Here is a 17,594-nt window from a genome sequence, read left to right on the forward strand (position 1 = left end):
TGGCCTGTTATGGCCCCGCATGGTCCAGCCACGGGCCCGCCTGCGCCCCACCCACCGGTCACCGACCGCGAGCCGCGGCGGCATTGCTTTACACGCGCGGCGTGGCCCGGCTAAAGTCGGGCTCCTCTGGACGACAGGACACACGACATGATCGGTGGTTTGCGCTCTGCTCTCGGCGTTCTGGCGCTCGCGCTGCTCCTTCCCGGGCTCTCGGCCTGTGGCGGCGGAGATTCGAAGTCTCTCGCCGAGAAGATGGCGGGGGACCCCGAGGCCGAGGCCCTGGCGAAGGCCGGCTACAAGCCGAACCCCAAGCCGCGCCCGGAGGGCCTGCCGCCGCCGACCGACGCGGAGTTCAAGGCCTGGGACCGCAAGGACCCGGAGGGCGAGAAGCACCTCTACAAGTTCGACAAGGCCAACCTCACCAAGATGCTCAACTACTGGAAGGAGCTCGACTGCTTCCGCGAGAAGATGAAGAGCGAGGGCGACAAGGTGCTCGGGGCGGAGCCCGGCACTCCGCTCGAGGAGCAGTGGATCGTCTTCAAGCAGATCTTCATCCCGATGGTGAACACCTGGCAGCAGCGGCTCCTGGCCACGGAGCCGCGCATCCTCGAGAAGTCCAAGCTCATCGGGCACTTCCTCGAGGCGCACGAGCTGGTGATGAACGGCTGGCCCGACGCCTACAACAACAACGACAAGGTCGCGATCGCCACCGCGGACGCGCACTGGACCATCGTCGAGAACAAGATCATCAAGTACCTGAAGAACATCAGCCAGGAGGAGCTGCCGAAGGACGACTTGACCGACCCCAAGGTCAAGGAGAAGCACGACAAGTTCTGCGCTGCGGCCCTGAACCCGCCGAAGAACACGGGCAAGGCCAAGATCAAGTACGTCGGCAAGGGCAGCGGCGGGGCCAAGAAGCTCAATATGGGCGACGACTGATCCGATGGCTCCGGCCAGCGAATCCGTCAGCTCCGCGTCTGCTGCGGGGAAGGGCCCAGTACAGGGCCCAGCGAAGGGGAGTGACCCGGCGCAGGCCGAGGCGCTGGCGACCGAGCTCTCGCACGACCTCATGTCGCCCTACTGCCCGGGACGGACGATCGCCACCTGCCCCTCGCCGCAGGCGCGCAAGCTCGAGAGCCACATCCTCGAGCAGGCCCAGCAAGGCAAGTCGCGCGTGGAGATCGAGGCGGCCCTGGCGGAGCGCTTCCCCGACATCCGCGGCTACATCGGCCGCCCGGAGATCATCTACGGCACTGCGCTTCTGGCCCTGATAGCGATCGTCGGCCTGGTCCTGGTCGGTCGCCGCTGGGTCCGTCAGACCCGCGCGCGGGCGGCCGTCGGGTCCGTGGGGGCCGTCGTCGGGGCCAGCGGGGCCCTGAGCACCGACCTGCCGGCCCCCGGTGGCCCTGGCGCGGCTGGCAAGCCCTCACGCAGCGAGGTCGACGCGCTGGACGACGCGCTCGATCGCATCGACGAGTTCTAAAGCTCGCGGGGCCAGGCGCTGTATTCGGCATGGGGCCGCCTGCGCGCATCCCGCGGCGGCGAGCAGCCTTGAGTCGGCTCGCCCCTTCGGGGTACTCCTGGCGTGTGCTGACCGTAGTAGTCCATGAGAAGGGCGGCCAAACCCAGCGTTTCTCCTTCAAGGGCGACAGCTTCTCGATCGGCCGCGAGGATGACAACGACCTCGTGCTCGACCGGGTCAACGTGTCGAAGCACCACCTGCAGTTCGTCAAGGTCGATTCGCGCGTCGACGTCGTCGACCTCGAGAGCACCAACGGGACCTACCTCAACGGGCGCAAGGTGGCCGCGCCGCGGACCGTGCGGCGCACCGACCGGGTCTACGTGGGTGACTACATCCTCATGCTCGAGGGCGATGACGCGGTCCTCGCGGTCGCCAGTCGCGAGGGTGAGAAGCGGCGCGGCGGGACCTCGCCGGGCGCGCGCCCGGGCGAGCTCACGGCCGACGACACCGGCCTCGTGACCTCGGCGCAGCGCGTCGCCGCGGCGGGGATCGAGAGCAGCTACCTCGACGGCCTGGCCGCGCAGATCCACCAGACCTTGCTCAAGGCGGTGCCGCGGCTCGACCCGCTGCAGGCCAACGACATCAGCGACGACGAGCGCAAGGAGGTCATCGAGATGGTCGACGGCGTGCTCGCCGACCTGCGCGACTCGCAGCAGATCGAGGCCACCGTCGACATCGGCCCGTTCCGCGAGCGGGTGCTCCGCGAGGCGCTCGAGTGGGGCCCGCTCGGCGACCTCATGCGCGACGACAGCGTGCGCGAGATCCAGGTGGTCGGCACCGGACCGCTGCACGTGATCCGCGACGGCGGCGTGCCGGACCGCCTCGAGCTGCGCTTCACCAGCGACGGCGCCCTCATGCGCGTGATCCAGCGGATGACCCGCAAGCGCGGCCTGCTCGCCGAGGGCTCGCACGTGCTCGAGGGGACGATCGACCACGGCTTCTACCTCTACGCCCTGATCCCGCCGCACCCGGCGCGGCAGCTGGTGCTGAGCCTCCGGCGCATGCGCACCGACGCCAACAACCTGACCGCGCTGGTCCAGGAGGGCGTGCTGAGCCCGGACATGCGCGAGCTGCTGGTGCTGGTGCTGCGGGCCTGTCGACGCGTGCTGGTGTGCGCCTCGGGCGGGGTCAACCTCGACCGCTTCACCCGCGCGCTGATCGGCGAGATCCCCGACTCGCTGCGCGTCGCCTGCATCTCGGACTCGGGCCGCCTCGGCAACCGCAAGGGTTGGGTGCAGGTCCGTCGCCTCACCGAGGTCGGGGACAAGATCGACCTCCAGCACGTGCTCAACGTGCTGCTGCGCGGCGGCCTCGATCTGCTCATCTCGCAGCAGTGCGGCCACAGCGACGCGGCCGCGGTGATCGACGCGCTGGCCGGGGCGAGCCGCGGCGCGGTGGTCTCGCTGTGGGGCATCAACACGGCGCACGCGCTGTCGCGGCTGGCCGCCCTCGGCACCGTCTCCGGCGGTGCGGCCCAGGGCCTGACCCTGTCGCTGGCGCACGCGATCGACCTGGTGGTCCGCCTCAACAGCGGGGTCAGCCTCGAGTCGATGCAGGTGATCGAGATCGTCGAGCCGAACACCCGCGCGGACGGCACGATCGAGTACCGCCCGCTGTTCGTCGCCGCCAAGGCCGAGGACGGCACCACGGAGTTCAGGAGCACGCCGCACGTGGCCGACTTCCTGCGCCGGCTCGCCGACCAGGGCGCCGAGGTCCCGCAGCGCCTGCGGAGCCTGTGATGCCCGTCCTGTCACGCTTGCCGCGAACGTCGCTCGCTGGGGTCTCGCTGTTGCTCGCCTGCGCGAGTAAGCCCGCCGAGGGTGTGGGGGCCCCGGCCGCGCCGGCGACCGATCACCGGGCCCGTGGGCACCACAAGCACCACCGCTTCGACAACGCCGAGCAGTGGGCGGCCCAGTTCGACAACCCGGCGCGCGACGCCTGGCAGCATCCTGAGGCGGTCGTCGCCGCCCTCGCGCTGGCCCCGGACGCGACGGTCGCCGACCTCGGGGCGGGCACCGGCTACTTCGCCGTGCGCCTGGCCCGGGCCGTCCCACGCGGCCGCGTCTACGCCGAGGACCTCGAGCCCGACATGGTCCGCTACCTCGGTGAGCGAGCGACCCGCGAGGGCCTCGGCAACCTCGTGGCAGTGCGCGGCGAGCCGGCCGATCCGCGGCTACCGGTGGTGGTCGACGCCGCGATCATGGTCGACACCTACCATCACGTCGACGATCCGGACCGCTTCTTCGCCGCGCTGCGCGAGCGCCTGCGCCCGGACGGCGCCCTGGTCATCGTCGACTTCAAGAAGGACGCGCCGGACGACGCCCCCGGGCCGCCCGCGGCGATGCGGATCGCCGACGAGGTGGTGGTCGCTCGCCTCGTCGCGCTCGGCTTCACGCACGTCCGCACCGACCGCGATCTGCTGCCCTACCAGTACCTGGTCCATCTGCGACGCGGACCTTGAGCCCCACGTGGACCGCCGGCCATGGACTCGAGTCCATGGTCAGGCCCGGATCCCGCGAATTCGGCCCGCAGCGGCCTCGGCGGGCTGGCGCAGGACTTGCTGAGCGGAGCCCATGACGCGCGCCCACCTGTGTCCTCTGCTCTGCCTCGCGCTCCTCCTGCCCGCCTGCGGCGACGACGGCAGCGACGAGACCCTGACCGGCTCGACCGCGGCCACCGAAGGCAACTCGAGCTCGCCCACGAGCGGACCGACGCCGACCAGCGGCGACACCGGCGAGCCGGCGAGTCGGCCCAACTGGCACGAGGACATCGCGCCGTTGGTGGCCGAGCACTGCGGCAGCTGTCACTACGACGGCGGCATTGCGCCGTTTAGCATGGCGAGCTACGAGGGCGTGAAGCCGTGGGCGCCGGCGATGGCGGCCGACGTCGAGATGGGCATCATGCCGCCGTGGCACGCCCTCGAGACCGACGAGTGCACGCCGCCCTTCGCGTTCAAGCACGACGCCCGCCTGAGCGACGATCTCAAGGCGCTGATCAGCGAGTGGTCGGCCAACGGCGCGCCGGAGGGCGACCCCAAGCTGGCCGCGCCGATCCCCGACGCGCCCTCGCTCGACCTGGTGGGCGCGAACAAGACGGCGTTGATGCAGTCGGAGCTGACGGTGCCGGCAGCGGGCCAGGTCCGCGACTACTTCAACTGCCTGAGCATCGACCCCGGCAACGCCGGCACCGTGTACCTCGACGGCATCCAGGTCATCGCGGGCAACCGCTCGATCGTGCATCACGTGCTGATCTACGTCGACACCAAGGGCGACTCGGCGAAGTGGCCGGGCGGCGTCAAGATGGACTGCGGCGGCGGACCGGGCGGCGTCGCCGGGGCGCAGTTGGTCGCTGGCTGGGTCCCGGGCGGCATGCCGATCGAGCCGCCGGCCGACGTGGGCACCGAGCTGCCGCCCGGCACGCGCCTGATCATGAACGTGCACTACCACGCTGCCGCGGCGGCGCAGAAGGACTCGAAGACCGGGCTGGCGCTGCGCTGGAAGGACACGGCCCCGGCGTGGTCGTCGCTGTTCGTGCTCGTCGGCGACCCCGGCGTCGGCACCTCGCTCGACGGCCCGCTGATGATCCCCGCCGGCGAGAAGGACCACGTCGAGGAGTACTCGTGGAAGGTCAGCTTCAACGGCAAGGACTTCCCCGACCTCGTCGACGTGCGCCTGTGGGCCGCGCTCAACCACATGCATAAGGTCGGCGTCGACCTCAAGGTGTGGATCGAGGACCGCGACACCGGCGACGCGACCTGCCTGCTGCAGACGCCGAAGTGGGACTTCAACTGGCAGCGCTCCTATGCCTACGACACGCCGATCGAGAGCGGCTTCCGCGTCCGCTCCGGCGACACGGTGCGGGTCCGTTGCACCTACGACAACACCCTCGACAACCCCGGGGTCCAGGAGATGCTCGCCGAGGTCGGCGGCAAGGAGCCGGTCGACGTGGTCCTGGGCGAGGGTACGCTCAACGAGATGTGCATCACCGGCCTCGGCGTAGCGATCAAGGGCGGCCTGTAGCCCGCGCCTCGACACGGGGGTCGTTCAGATCGCCGGTGTCGGGCTGGCGACCGCGCGCGCGGGCGCGGAGAAGGCGAGCTCGACGAGGCCCGGCAGCGGGGTCGCCTGCGGGTGCAGCTCCATGCGGCCGAGGCTGCGGTCCATGTCGCGGGCGATCGGTGACAGGCTGCGGCGGCGCTGGCCGCCCTCGGCCACCTGCGCGGCCAGGCGCTCGGGCGACGGGCGGCGCGGCCATTCGGCCAGGCCGACGGCCGCGGCCAGGTCGGCGCCCTGCGCGGGCCCGAGGGCGGCCAGCGCCCGCAGGACCAGCTCGTCGAGCACCTCCTCGGTCCACGCGAGCTTCTCCTGCATGAACGCATGGACCTCGTCGGGGCTCATCTCGCGGGCGAGGTCGAGGTGGAGGTTGGCGAGGATCGAGGGGATCGTCGGCACCTTCACGTGCACCGGGCGGGGCAGGTCCGCTTCACCCGGGACGGCGCGCCGGGCCCACTGCGAGAGCAGCAGCTGGGCCCGCCGCTGCAGCGCGCCGAACTGGTCGGCCAGCGCCTCGAAGCGGCCGTGCTCGGCCGCGGGCAGCTTGTAGATGCGGCGAAAGAAGTACTGGCAGAGGAAGGACCAGTAGGTGAAGTCGTCCCAGTACACCTTCGCAGCCATCACCCGCGGGTTGCCGAGGACCGGCCCCGAGTCGCGGTAGATCTCGATCGTGGCGGCGAACATCTTGCGGTAGAAGCGATCGAAGCGGTCCGCCATCTCGGCCATCTCGGTGGTGTCGCCGCCGCGCAGGCGGGCCTTGAGCAGCTCCGTGGTGAACGAGTTGGCGACGGCGATGAAGTCGGAGCCCGGCGAGTAGAAGGGGTCGGCGAACACGCCGGCGTCGCCGATCAGCGACCAGCGGTCGGCCGAGAAGCAGCGCGTGCTGCCGTGGCTGTAGTGCTTGAGGCACAGGAAGTCCTCGGCCGGCAGGTCCTTGATCTGGGCGTGGCACAGCGGCTCGTGCTTGGCGACCCAGGCCAGCGAGCGCTCGAAAGTTCGGATCGTGTCGAAGGGGTGAAACTCGTCGTGGACGACGATGCCGATCGAGGTGTGGGCCTCGCCGCCGGGGCCCGGGGCGAGCGGGATGTACCACAGCCAGTAACCCGTCCCCATGAAGTGCACGGTCGAGTACCAGCGGTTGTGCTCGCGGTCGCGGTTGTGCCACCAGGCCTCGCTCGCGGGCACGAGGTCGGCGACGTCGACCCGGCCCTTGACCCGCCACCACGACGCGTTGGCGAGGTGGCCGCTCGGGGTCTTGAGCCCGAGCTTGGTCTTGAGCAGCGCGCGGCGGCCGGTGGCGTCGACGAACCAGCCCGCGCGCAGGGTGCGGGTCGTGCCGTCGTGGGCCTCGATGTGGACGAGGTGGTCGTCGGCGCCGTCGCTGGCGAGGGTGACGTCCTTGACGCTGTGGCCCTCGAGCAGGGTGACGCCGTCGGCGACGTTCATGGCCCGCAGGTCGCCCTCGAGGCGGCCGCGGTCGAGCTGGAACGACGGCACCTTGGCCAGCTCGGGCGGGCCGATCTCGGTGCGCTGCTCGAGCGGCAGCGTGTGCCCGCCGCCGGGATAGAAGCGCAGGCCGTTCTTGAGGTAGTGGTGCGTGCGCAGGTACGTGTCGAGGCCGAGCACGACGCTGAAGTAGTTGGAGGACAGCTCGACCGAGGACTCGCCGACCTTGTGCGCCGCCGCCGGCAGCGGTCGGGCCTGACGCTCGATCACGGCGACCCGCGCCTCGGGCAGCTCACGCCGCAGCTGGCGCGCCAGGGCCTGCCCGGCCAGGCCGCCGCCGCCGATCACGACATCGAAGTGTTCGGGTGCTCGCTCGCTGTGCATGCCGCAAGTCCTCGCGCCGCGGGCCTCGTCGGCGCGGGCCAAGGATACGCAAGGTCGCCGCGTTTGCCCGCGCAAAGGTGTGCGTTCGCGCTCTGCGCAGCGCCCGGCCAATCTCCCTCCTGGCGCGCTGGACGTCGCCTCGCGCCCTCGTTACCATTCCGTACCCAAAAATGACGCGCGCGGAAATTTCTCAGCGGGTGGTCGGCATCCTGGTCAAGACCTTCGAGCTCGACCCCGCCGACATTCACCCCGAATCTCGGCTCTACGAGGACCTCGACCTCGACAGCATCGACGCGGTCGACATGTTCGTCGAGCTGCACGAGATCACCGGGCGACGCATCGACCCCGAGGTCGCCCGCAAGATCCGCACGGTCGACGACATCGTCGGCCTCGTCGAGTCCGAGCTGGCGAGCGCAGGCGCGGCATCCTGAGCGCGAGAGCTCCGCCAGCGCCCGTGCCCCGTGCCGAAGTTCCTCCGCATCCTGCTGTCCGCGTCGGCCTTCGCGGCGTTCTTCTTCACCGCCTCGGTGCTGGGTCGCCTGCTGCTGCCGATCGTGGTCCACTGGCCTGGCTCGCCGGAGCGGCGTCAGGCCCGGCGCCAGCGCCTGCTGCTGCTCTCGTACCGCAGCTTCATCGGCTACATGCGGGCGCTGCGGCTGATGGGCTATATCCCCGGCGCCGACGACCGGGCGCTGCCCGAGGCGAGTGACGGCGAGTCCGGCGAGGACCGCAGCCCGGTGCTGCTGCGGATGGTCGAGCACCTGCGCTCGGGTCATCCGCTGCTGGTGTTCCCGGAGGCCTCGCGCTCGCACGAGCGATCGCTGCGCCGCTTCCGTCGCGGCGCGATCGAGGCGGCGATCCGCGCCGGCGTGCCGATCGTCCCGGCCTTCATCTCGGTGGTGCCGCCGATGCTGATGAAGCACCAGGCCTGGTACGACGTGCCGGCCCGCGGCGGGCGCTACACGGTCGAGTTCTTCCCGGTGATCACGACCGCGGGCCAAAGCCTCGACTCGCGCGTGCTGGCGCGGGAGCTGCGGGCCCGCTACGAGCAGCGCCACGCGCAGATGCTGGCCGAGCGCGACGCCCTCGCGGCCGCGAGCTCGCGCAAGGCGCTGGCCTGAGCCGTAACCTGAGCCGTGGCCTCGAGCTGTGCGCCCGAGCTGTGCGTCTTTGCCGGGGCCGCGGATCGCGTTGACATTGCCGACGCGCTCCGCGAGCCTCCACCCCATGAGCGAGCGCTTCGATGTCGTGATCGTGGGGGCCGGGCTCTCGGGGGTCGGCGCGGCGTGCCATCTGAGGCGCTCGTGCCCGGGCAAGTCCTTCGTGCTGCTCGAGGGCCGCGAGGCGATCGGCGGCACCTGGGACCTGTTTCGTTACCCGGGGATCCGCTCCGACTCGGACATGTACACCTTCGGCTACGCGTTCGAGCCGTGGAAGGGGGACAAGGCGCTGGCCGACGGCCCGGCGATCCGCGCCTATGTGCAGGCCACGGCCCGCAAGTACGACGTCGACACGCAGGTGCGCTTCGGCCACCGCGTGACGCGGCTGTCGTGGTCGAGCGTCGACGCCGAGTGGACGATCGAGGTGACCCGCAGCGACGGCAGCAGCGCCCGCTTCACCGCCGGCTTCGTGTGGATGTGCACCGGCTACTACCGCTACGACGCCGGCCACACGCCGGAATTCGCGGGCCGCGAGCGCTTCCGCGGGCGCATCGTCCACCCGCAGCACTGGCCCGAGGACCTCGACTACAGCGGCCAGCGGGTGGTCGTGATCGGCAGCGGCGCGACCGCGGTGACGCTGGTGCCGGCGATGGCCGGACGCGCCGCGCACGTGACCATGCTGCAGCGCTCGCCGAGCTATGTGCTGTCGCGGCCGGCGACCGACGCGGTGGCCCGGGGTCTGCGGCGGGTGCTCCCGGAGCGCGTCGCGTACGCGCTGTCGCGCTGGAAGAACGTGGCCCTGGCGACGCTGCTGTACCAGCTGTCGCGGCGGCGCCCCGCGGGCATGAAGCGCTTCCTCATCGATCAGGTGCAGCGCGCGCTCGGCCCGGATTACCCCGTCGATCCGGACTTCACCCCGCGCTACGACCCGTGGGATCAGCGCCTGTGCCTGGTCCCGGAGAACGACCTGTTCGTGGCGATCCGCGAGGGCAAGGCCGATGTCGTCACGGACACGGTCGAGTGCTTCACCGAGACGGGGATCCGCCTCGGCTCCGGCGCCGAGCTGCCGGCCGATCTGGTGGTGACCGCGACCGGGCTCGAGCTGCTGTTCCTCGGCGGCAGCGAGCTGGTGGTCGACGGGCGCACGATCGATGTGGCGGCCGAGATGAGCTTCAAGGGCATGATGCTGAGCGGGGTGCCCAACCTGGCGTTCACGGTCGGCTACACCAACGCGTCGTGGACGCTGCGTGCGGACCTGGTGGCGGAGCACGTGTGCCGATTGCTGCACCACATGGATCGGGTCGGGGCGCGCAAGGTGGTGCCGCGGCGCTTGTGAACGATCGGGTGCGCGGAGGACGTCGCGCGGGCCGGTGCGGTCCGGCTGGGCGTCCGCGGAGGCTCGAGAAGCCGGATGTCCGAGAGGGGGGTCGCCCTCAAACACGGCCTGACACACCGTCGCCGGGGTGATATCCGGGTCTACGCCGGACTCGGTCGACCCCCCTCTCGGCCCTCCGGCAAGTGAAGCCTCCGCTCAAGGACGGTGCGGTCGGCCTCGCCGAAAGCCGGACCGCACCGGCCCTGAGGGCGCGACATGGCTGCATGGACATGTCCCTTACGACATGCGGCCCGCGGCCCGCGGTTGGAATCACGTCATAAAGGGATAGCGCAGACGCCCACGTGCTTGAAGCCAAACGGGTTCGGGTCGAACCATTGCACACATGTTTGGTCAGGGTTTGGGCAGGGGTCCATCCTCGTCAAGTCGCAGAAGGGCTGGCAGCAGCCCTGGGAGCCCTGCATGCACGCGCTCGAGGCGCTGGCGGTGTCGATGCAGACGAGGCCCTTGTCGCAGGCGTTGGGGAGGTCGCAGGGGTCGTTGGTCTTGCCCATGTCGCCCGAGGCTTCGACGCACTTTACGCTCCCGTCGATGATGAGGCACAACTCGTCGCCGGGGCAGTCCTGAATCAGCGGATTGCAGACCGGTAGGCAGAGGTTCAGCACGCTGTCGCCGAAGATGTGACACGAGAGGTCACCGTCGCAGATCGGGGCGTCAGGGGTGCCTGTGCAAAAGGCGACGCAGTGGCCCATGTTCATGTTGTTGACGTCGACGGCCCAGCACATCGCACCCGCTTCGCAGTTGTCGATGCCGCTGACACCGCTGCCCTCGGCCGTGCAGATGTCGCCGGGGACCTTGTCACCGGTCACAGGGACACATTTGGTGGCGTTCCAGTTCCCGCCGCCATCGTCGGCCCACACGGTGCACTTCTCGCCGGGAGCGCAGTCCTGCTTGTACACGTCACACTTGATCGTGCCCCCATTGTCAAAATCGTGGCCGGTGATGAAGCCGCTGGGATAGTCGCTGGTCGAGCACGCGGTATCGCAGGGGCCCGTGCTGCTGGTGCTTGTGGGGGTTCCGATCGTCGGGGCGCTGGCCTCGGTGCTGCTTGTGGGGCTGGTGGTGGTGGTGCTGCTGCTGCCGCTGCTGCCGCCCTCCGTGGTCTGCGGCTTCGTGGGGCCGCAGGCGAGCAGCATGGCGACACCCAGGCCCAAGGCTGCGATCGCGACCGGGGCGGGGGCGTCGAGCAATTCGACGCCGCAGATCGGGCAGCGCGCCTCCACGCGGCGGACGAGACGGTGGCAGCGATGACACGTTCTCATCGCTGCACGCTATCAGTGCGCACACGTTCTGGGCAGCGTCGCCGGCGAGGGCGGTACGCTGGCCGTGCAGCCATGTCGCGCCCCCAGGGCCGGTGCGGTCCGGCGCTCGGCGAGGCCGACCGCACCGTCCCTTGGCGGAGGCTTCGCTTGCCGGAGGGCCGGAAGAGGCCTCGACCGAGTCCGGCGTAGACCCGGATTTCACCCCGGCGACGGTTTGTCAGGCCGTGTTTGAGGGCGAGGCCTCTTCCGGACATCCGGCTTCTCGAGCCTGCGCGGGCGCCCAGCCGGACCGCACCGGCCCGTGCGACGTCGTCCGCGCCCCGATCGCCAAGAACCCCCATGTCGAGGTCCCAGCACCGTGCACGATCGACGGTGCGGGCGGAGCCGCGGTGTCGAGGTACTAGCCGGTCGAGCTCCGCGGCTTACACACGAGCAAGGTGTGGCTCATGCCGAGCTCGTGGTGCTGGGCCTCGATCTCGAGGCCCGCCGCCTCGACGCAGGCGAGGAAGGTGGTCGATCGGTACATCTGGCTGGTGCCGTTGGCGATCGCGGTGAAGTAGAGCGAGGTCATCTGCAGGCAGAAGCTGGCGGCCCGGAAGCGCTGCTGATCCCAGAAGGCCTCGAGGATGTAGATCCGGCCGTGCTCGGGGATCGCCGCGGCGCAGCGGCGGAGGATCGCCACGATCTCGGCCTCGGAGAAGCAGTCGAGGAACTGGCTCATCCAGATCGCGTCGAAGCCCGGCGGCACCACGGTCGCGGGGTCGAGCAGGTCGGCGGGGTGGAAGCGGACGCGATCCAGGAGGCCCGCGCCGCGCAGCAGCTCCTCGGCGTTGCGCAGCTGGCCGGGGAGGTCCATCAGCGTGACCTCGACCTCGGGGTCGTGGCGCAGGCAGGCGCGGGCCCACTTGCCGGTGTTGCCGCCGATGTCGAGCAGGCGCCGCGGCTTGCGGCGAAACACCAGCGGCAGGGTCGAGGCGAAGGCGCCGTCGGAGTAGAAGTGATCGAAGCCGAACCACGAGCGGCGGATCGGCTCGGGCAGCTGGGCGAGGCCCTCGTAGACCGTGCGCCACTCGCCGAAGACCTTGAGCCCGGCCGGCGTGCCGGTGGCGACGGCCTCGCCGAGGCTCGCCATGCCGAGGTAATTCACGTCGCGCGTGAAGTCCATGTTGGCGCGGGTCATCGGGTCGCGCAGGAGGAACACGCCGATCTTGGTGAGCTGGTAGCGGCCCTCGCTCTCCTTGACGACGCCGATGCCGAGGCCGGCCTCGAGCAGGACGCGGGTGCCGTAGATCGGCAGCTGCGCGGCGTCGGCGGCCTCGGGAGGCTGAGGCCGTCGCGGCTGGCCTCGAGCGCGGCGAGGATGCCCCGGTCGCGCAGGACGCAGGCGGCCTGGAACACCATCGGGGCGAAGGCGATCCACTGCGCGCGCTCGAGGGCCTCGAGCGCGCTGATCGGTTTGTCGGCGGGCTGGTTCATGGCGAGCGGGCGCAGGATAACCGGAGGGCCACGTTTTCGCTGCCCCGCTGCGGGCCGGAGATCCGCGACGCAGCGGTCGCGCCCAGGAGCTGGCTCCGGCCGATCGCCTCACATGCCCGGGGCTGGCCCGGGGCCGGCCGCATCAGAGGCACTCACGCGCCTGTTGCGTGGAGCCGATGCGGCACGGCTGCGCCGCGAACTCGACCCGGCGATCCTCGGCCGGTCCGGACGGGCCGCCGCTGCTGGCGATCGGCAGCGCATCGCCGAAGCCACGCGGCACGAGGCGCTCGCGGGCGACGCCGCGGCGCAGCAACTCCTCGACGACCTCTTCGGCCACGCGCTGGGTGATCTGCAGCGCGACCGCGGGGTCGCGCTGCGGATCGATGTGGGCGTCGACCCAGACGTGGATGTCGGGCGCCGCCTGCAGGGTCCGGGCGACGCTGTCGAGCAGCCTCGCGGCGTCGCGCGGGAGCTGGCCGCGGCGATCGAGGCGGAGGCGCTCCGAGATGCGGATCTGGCAGGCATCGACGCGGATGACGTCGGGGCAGCCGTCGAGGTCCTCGAAGCCGTCGAAGTCCTCGGGCAGGTTGCGGCAGTCGACCTCGTCGCCGCCGTCGCGCTTGCGATCGCAGTTGGTCCAGCGGCCGGCCTTGAACTCGTGGGCGTCGGGGACGCTGTCGCCGTCGTTGTCGCGGTCGACGCAGCCGTCCTCGTCTTCGAATTGATCGCGGTCCTCGGGCTCGTCGGGGCAGCGGTCCTGGGCGTCGGGGACGCCGTCGGCGTCTGTCAGCGGGCCTGTCCGCGGGCTGCGAGGCAGGGGCGGGCAGGGCCGTGGGTGCAGGTGTCGTGGCTTCGATCAGCGCCACCGGTGGTGTGGCGGGCGGCGTGGGCGTGCATGCCACCAGCGCGGCCAGGATGGCGATGCGGCGCACGGTCCGACGCTATCACAGGCGCGAGGGCTCGCCCGCGTCGCGGTCCGCGACCCGGGTGCAGCGCCAGACGGCCTCGGCGACCGAGCTGGCGATCTGCAGCATCAAGGCCTGATCCCACTCGATGGAGCGGGCCACGTCGGCGGGCCCGGCGATGATGACGCCCAGGAACACGCCGCGGCTGTGCAGCGGCAACACTTCGGTCGTGCAGTCCGCGTGCTCGTCGGGTGACCATGACACGCCGCGTCCCGCCGCGAGCTCGCCGCGCTCGGCGTCGCTGAGCGCGAGCTCCAGCGGCTCATGGCTCACCAGGTCGCGCCAGCCCTCGCCGCTGCGCAGCGCGACGCGGGCGCTGGCGGCGTTGAAGCCGCCCTTGAAGGCGCGCTGGACACACCAGTCGATCTCGCTCCGGTCCCAGCAATCGACGAGGTTGCTGGCCGCCTCGGGGACCGCGCGCCTGGCTCGCACGTGCGTCGGCAAGACCAGGATGTCGACCAGCCCCCAGAGCGCGCGGCGTCGCGAGTAGGTCGTGATAGCGAGGGCCGCTGCTACCCCGAGCAGGACCGCCGGCGTGAAGGACGGGCGCAGCGACGGCGGCAGCAGCAGCGACGCGAGCAGGTGCGCCGCGGCCAGCAGCAGGGCCCAGCTCGCGGCGAGCAGGTTGACCAGCATCGCGGTCCGAACCCAGGCGACGAGATCGAAGCGCGAGCGCGGCGACAGCCCGTAGAGGATGCACAGCGGCAGCACCATGGTGGCGATCGGGAACACGACCGACGCGGAGAACTCGGCGGTGAAGGGCGAGACCCAGGGGATGACCGCGGGCAGGAGCGCGAGCGCGGGCAGCACCAGCGCCAGCGCCACCCAGCGGATCGCCGAGGCACGCCGCCGCGAGGCGCTCCGTCGCTCGCGCACGCGCATCGCCACGAGGCCGGCTCCGGCGAACAGCAGGTGCCCGATCGTGGCCGCGCCGGCGGGGATGTGCTCGTGCAGCGGCAGCCATGGGAGGTTGCCGACCGCGACGAACGCGGCCCAGCCGACGATGTAGGCGATGGCGAGGGCGCCGCGGATCTTGCCCTCCGGCAGCGACAGCGCCGCGGTAGCGAGCCCGAGCACCCCGAGGATGAGGGCGGCCGCGGCGACCGGCTGGTACCACGCCGGCGTGAAGCCGACGTCGAAGGCGCAGCCGAGCGTGGCCGCCAGCAGCGCGCCCGCGAGGGCGGGCGCCGCGGTCACGCGGGCGGGCGGGAGCAGCAGCAGCGCGCTCGCCAGCAGGACGTTGAGCGTCAGCAGCAGCGCGCCGAAGGCCTCGAGCGCCGCGACCAGCACGGCGCCGTGCTCGACGCCGCGGCGCGCGAGCGAGGCGACCACCGGGTGGGGGCGCAGCGTCACGATCGCCGCGTCGGGCTCGGCCGCGAGGCGGGGGCTCACCCGGCCCTCGACGGTCCACCGCTGGCGCTCCGCGTGCGGCCGATCGCGGGGCGCGTAGGCGAGGCGCAGCAAGGTGTCGACGTCGGCGACCGCGACGCCGTCGATCGCCCGCAGCGTCGCGCCGACGAAGCGGCCGCAGCCGGTCGGCGCGTCGGCCTCGGACTCGGCCCAGTAGAGCCCGGCGACCCGCCAGCCGCCCTCGCTGGCCTCGAAGCGGCAGCCGCTCTCGAGCTGGCCGCGCCGACCGATGTCGACGACCCGCGCCGGCGCGGTCGCCACGAGCCCGGCCAGGCCGAGGCCGAGGCCGATCGCGAAGATCAGCCACGAGGCGACGCGCTGCGGCTTCATGCCGACCGCTCCCTGGCATCCCCGAGCCAGGCGTGCAGCCACGGGATCAGCCCCGCGATCACGCCGACCCCCAGCCCCTCGATCACCGGGACCTGGAAGACCACGCTCGGCAGCGCCGTGCCGACGAGCGCGCCGAGCAGCGCGAGCGCGACGCTGATGCGAACGCGTCCGGCCCGCTCGGCGCGCCGTCGCCGGGTCTCGCCCTCCCACAGCGGGACCTCCATGCGCGGCAGCGGGGTCGACAGCGAGGTCAGGCCGAAGCGGGCGAGGAACTCCGGGTCGTCGGCGCGGCGCTCGAAGGCCTCCATCGTGGCGTTGTAGCCGAGCGCGACCAGCTCGGTCAGTGCGGCGAAGTCGACCACGCCGTAGCCGGCGACGGCCGGCGCGATGTAGACGTCGGCGCCGCGTCGGTTCTCCTCGCCCATGCCCGACACGCACATGGTCTGGGCCACCACGGCGCCGAGGTTCGGCGTCTTGCGGCGGGACAGCAGGGGATGCAGCCCCGCGACCACCATGTCGAGGTTGGTCGGCAGGTCGAGGACATCGTCGCCGACCATCTGCTCGTCCGCGCCGCCGACGTCGACGAGGATGCAGGGCCCGCGGCTCAGCTGGCGCATCACGGCGACCGGCGTGTTGTTGACGACGCCGCCGTCGACCAGCACCTTGCCGCGGATGTGGATCGGTGGCAGCACGGCCGGCAAGGAGGTCGTCGCGCGCACCGCCTTCCACGCGCGTCCGCGGCGATGGACGACCATCTTGCCGGTGACGAGGTCGCACGAGACGGCGAACCACGGCAGCCAGAGGTCCTCGATATCGGTGTCGCCGAACAGCCACTTCGCCGGGCGATCGACGGCGTCGCGCTGCAGCAGCGAGCCGTAGGGGATGTCGAAGGCCTGGAAGGGCGCGAGCGTGACGAAGGCGTGGTCGGAGTCCCGGGCCATGCGCGCCGGGTCGCGGCCCGCGGCGACCATGCACGCGACGCCGCCGCCCGCGCTGGTCCCACCGCTGAGGTCGATCGGCACGCCGAGCTCGCGCAGCGCCTTGACCACGCCGATGTGGGCGCTGCCGCGGGCTCCGCCGCCGCCGAGCACGAGCCCGATCGCCCGCCCGGTGAGGTGCCTGGCGAGCCGCTCGACGTGGGCGAGCTCGGAGCTGCGGACATGGAAGACGGACTCGAGGGTGGGGCGATAGGCCAGCCATTCGCGGGTCCCGGCCGGCTCCTGGGTGTCGTCCGCCTCGAGCAGCACGAGCATGACGCTGCGGCCGGACGCGGCCATCGCGGCGATCGCCGCCTGCTCCGCCGGGCCGGGCCTCGGGTCGCCGCCCGCGCGGGCCACGACCAGCACGTGATCGGCGTTGCGGACGGCGCGGGCGGTCCACGACGAGCCGCCGCGCTCCGCCTCGAGGAACACGAAGCGGTGGCTCCGCTCCTGCGCGCCGAGCCAGCGCGCGAAGCCCCGATCGGTCTCCGTCCACGCGTCGATGTCGTCGCCGAGCACGCCCTGTCCGCACTGGGCGTCGACCTCGGACATGGGCAGCCAGGTCACTGGATCGCGGCGTCCGATCGCGGCGCGCAGCTGCTCGGCGAACTCCGCGAGCGGCACATCATCGCCGGCGGCGACGACCACGAAATTCTCGCTCTTCGGGGCGAACGCCGGGGCCTGAGCGCCCGGCACATATCGCAGGAGCGAGCGCGCGAGGTTGCGCCAGAGCAAGGGATGCTCCGCGGCGCATTGGAGGAATGCGCCGACCGCGATTGCACCGACCTCGCTGTCGCGCATCGCCTCGACGTCGCCGCTGTGCCGGCCGCTGCCCTGGAGCTCGACGTCGCCGAGGACCTCGCCCACGCCCGCGTCCTCGACCACCGCGCGCCGCCCGGTCTCACGCAAGACCTCGCCCCACAGCCGCAGCCGGCCGGCGACGACCCACAGTAGGTGCGTGCACGCGTCGCCCTTGCGGGCGATCGTCGTCTGCCCGGGCACGTAGCACCATTCGACGCGGGCCAGGAACGCGGCGACGGCCGCGGGCGGGAGCCCGTCGAGCAGCGCACATCCGGCGATCGATCGGTCGATATCCTCCGTCGAGGGCGCGACGGTCGACGGCCGCAGGGCAGGGTAGACCATGAGGATACGCGGAGGACCGCGACGATATCGTGGGCGCCTGGCGCTGGCAAGCACGGCGCCCGCGAGATTCG

At 71.6% G+C, this 17,594-nt stretch carries 13 protein-coding genes and 1 pseudogene; 8 read left to right on the forward strand and 6 right to left on the reverse strand.

Annotated elements, in window-relative coordinates; all coding sequences use genetic code 11:
* The first annotated feature begins 159 nt into the window (after nucleotides 1-159).
* From IPJ59_RS16390 to IPJ59_RS16410, 5 genes are all read left to right on the forward strand, one after another.
* Nucleotides 160-939, forward strand: a complete 780-nt coding sequence (locus tag IPJ59_RS16390; protein WP_293252359.1) for a hypothetical protein — start codon at nucleotides 160-162, stop codon at nucleotides 937-939.
* Between the two features lie 4 nt (nucleotides 940-943).
* Nucleotides 944-1,483 (forward strand): cytochrome c-type biogenesis protein, encoded by a 540-nt coding sequence (locus tag IPJ59_RS16395; protein WP_293252361.1) that lies wholly within the window; start codon nucleotides 944-946, stop codon nucleotides 1,481-1,483.
* Nucleotides 1,484-1,587: 104 nt separating this feature from the next.
* Nucleotides 1,588-3,261 (forward strand): FHA domain-containing protein, encoded by a 1,674-nt coding sequence (locus IPJ59_RS16400; protein WP_293252363.1) that lies wholly within the window; start codon nucleotides 1,588-1,590, stop codon nucleotides 3,259-3,261.
* A complete protein-coding gene (locus IPJ59_RS16405; protein WP_293252365.1) occupies nucleotides 3,261-3,983 on the forward strand; it encodes a class I SAM-dependent methyltransferase in 723 nt (240 codons plus the stop codon). Before IPJ59_RS16400 ends, IPJ59_RS16405 begins: the two co-directional genes overlap by 1 nt.
* Before the next feature lie 112 nt (nucleotides 3,984-4,095).
* The gene (locus IPJ59_RS16410; protein WP_293272419.1) at nucleotides 4,096-5,541 is read left to right on the forward strand and encodes a hypothetical protein; all 1,446 of its coding nucleotides are present in this window, start codon (nucleotides 4,096-4,098) and stop codon (nucleotides 5,539-5,541) included.
* Nucleotides 5,542-5,565: 24 nt separating this feature from the next.
* On the opposite strand, the gene IPJ59_RS16415 is transcribed toward IPJ59_RS16410, so the two are convergent.
* Complete coding sequence (locus tag IPJ59_RS16415; RefSeq protein ID WP_293272420.1) at nucleotides 5,566-7,446, reverse strand: NAD(P)/FAD-dependent oxidoreductase; 1,881 nt, start codon at nucleotides 7,444-7,446, stop codon at nucleotides 5,566-5,568.
* A gap of 128 nt (nucleotides 7,447-7,574) precedes the next feature.
* On the opposite strand from IPJ59_RS16415, the gene IPJ59_RS16420 reads away from it, so the two are divergent.
* The 3 genes from IPJ59_RS16420 (at nucleotide 7,575) to IPJ59_RS16430 (ending at nucleotide 9,900) form a co-directional block, all read left to right on the forward strand.
* Entirely contained in the window at nucleotides 7,575-7,835 is a 261-nt protein-coding gene (locus tag IPJ59_RS16420) for an acyl carrier protein (RefSeq protein WP_293252371.1), read from the forward strand.
* Between the two features lie 30 nt (nucleotides 7,836-7,865).
* Nucleotides 7,866-8,525, forward strand: coding sequence for a lysophospholipid acyltransferase family protein (locus tag IPJ59_RS16425; protein ID WP_293272421.1), 660 nt, complete (start codon nucleotides 7,866-7,868; stop codon nucleotides 8,523-8,525).
* 106 nt (nucleotides 8,526-8,631) lie between these two features.
* A complete protein-coding gene (locus tag IPJ59_RS16430; RefSeq protein WP_293272422.1) occupies nucleotides 8,632-9,900 on the forward strand; it encodes a flavin-containing monooxygenase in 1,269 nt (422 codons plus the stop codon).
* A gap of 314 nt (nucleotides 9,901-10,214) precedes the next feature.
* On the opposite strand, the gene IPJ59_RS16435 is transcribed toward IPJ59_RS16430, so the two are convergent.
* From IPJ59_RS16435 to IPJ59_RS16455, 5 genes and pseudogenes are all read right to left on the reverse strand, one after another.
* Complete coding sequence (locus tag IPJ59_RS16435; RefSeq protein ID WP_293272423.1) at nucleotides 10,215-11,219, reverse strand: ribulose phosphate epimerase; 1,005 nt, start codon at nucleotides 11,217-11,219, stop codon at nucleotides 10,215-10,217.
* A 400-nt stretch (nucleotides 11,220-11,619) separates the two neighbouring features.
* Nucleotides 11,620-12,695: pseudogene (locus IPJ59_RS16440) on the reverse strand (methyltransferase).
* Nucleotides 12,696-12,837: 142 nt separating this feature from the next.
* A complete protein-coding gene (locus IPJ59_RS37845) occupies nucleotides 12,838-13,536 on the reverse strand; it encodes an OmpA family protein (RefSeq protein ID WP_366524611.1) in 699 nt (232 codons plus the stop codon).
* A gap of 103 nt (nucleotides 13,537-13,639) precedes the next feature.
* Nucleotides 13,640-15,400 (reverse strand): hypothetical protein, encoded by a 1,761-nt coding sequence (locus IPJ59_RS16450; RefSeq protein ID WP_293272425.1) that lies wholly within the window; start codon nucleotides 15,398-15,400, stop codon nucleotides 13,640-13,642.
* A complete protein-coding gene (locus tag IPJ59_RS16455; protein ID WP_293252387.1) occupies nucleotides 15,397-17,523 on the reverse strand; it encodes a patatin-like phospholipase family protein in 2,127 nt (708 codons plus the stop codon). Before IPJ59_RS16455 ends, IPJ59_RS16450 begins: the two co-directional genes overlap by 4 nt.
* Nucleotides 17,524-17,594 lie beyond the last annotated feature (71 nt).

The sequence above is a fragment of the Nannocystis sp. genome, assembly GCF_016714285.1.
Taxonomy (GTDB): Bacteria; Myxococcota_A; Polyangia; order Nannocystales; family Nannocystaceae; genus Nannocystis.

Coding starts and splice junctions, on each gene's coding strand:
- IPJ59_RS16395 (WP_293252361.1), top strand. CDS start 944: ATGGCTCCGGCCAGCGAATCCGTCAGCTCCGCGTCTGCTGCGGGGAAG.
- IPJ59_RS16405 (WP_293252365.1), top strand. CDS start 3,261: ATGCCCGTCCTGTCACGCTTGCCGCGAACGTCGCTCGCTGGGGTCTCG.
- IPJ59_RS16410 (WP_293272419.1), top strand. CDS start 4,096: ATGACGCGCGCCCACCTGTGTCCTCTGCTCTGCCTCGCGCTCCTCCTG.
- IPJ59_RS16420 (WP_293252371.1), top strand. CDS start 7,575: ATGACGCGCGCGGAAATTTCTCAGCGGGTGGTCGGCATCCTGGTCAAG.
- IPJ59_RS16430 (WP_293272422.1), top strand. CDS start 8,632: ATGAGCGAGCGCTTCGATGTCGTGATCGTGGGGGCCGGGCTCTCGGGG.
- IPJ59_RS16435 (WP_293272423.1), bottom strand. CDS start 11,219: ATGAGAACGTGTCATCGCTGCCACCGTCTCGTCCGCCGCGTGGAGGCG.
- IPJ59_RS16450 (WP_293272425.1), bottom strand. CDS start 15,400: ATGAAGCCGCAGCGCGTCGCCTCGTGGCTGATCTTCGCGATCGGCCTC.
- IPJ59_RS16455 (WP_293252387.1), bottom strand. CDS start 17,523: ATGGTCTACCCTGCCCTGCGGCCGTCGACCGTCGCGCCCTCGACGGAG.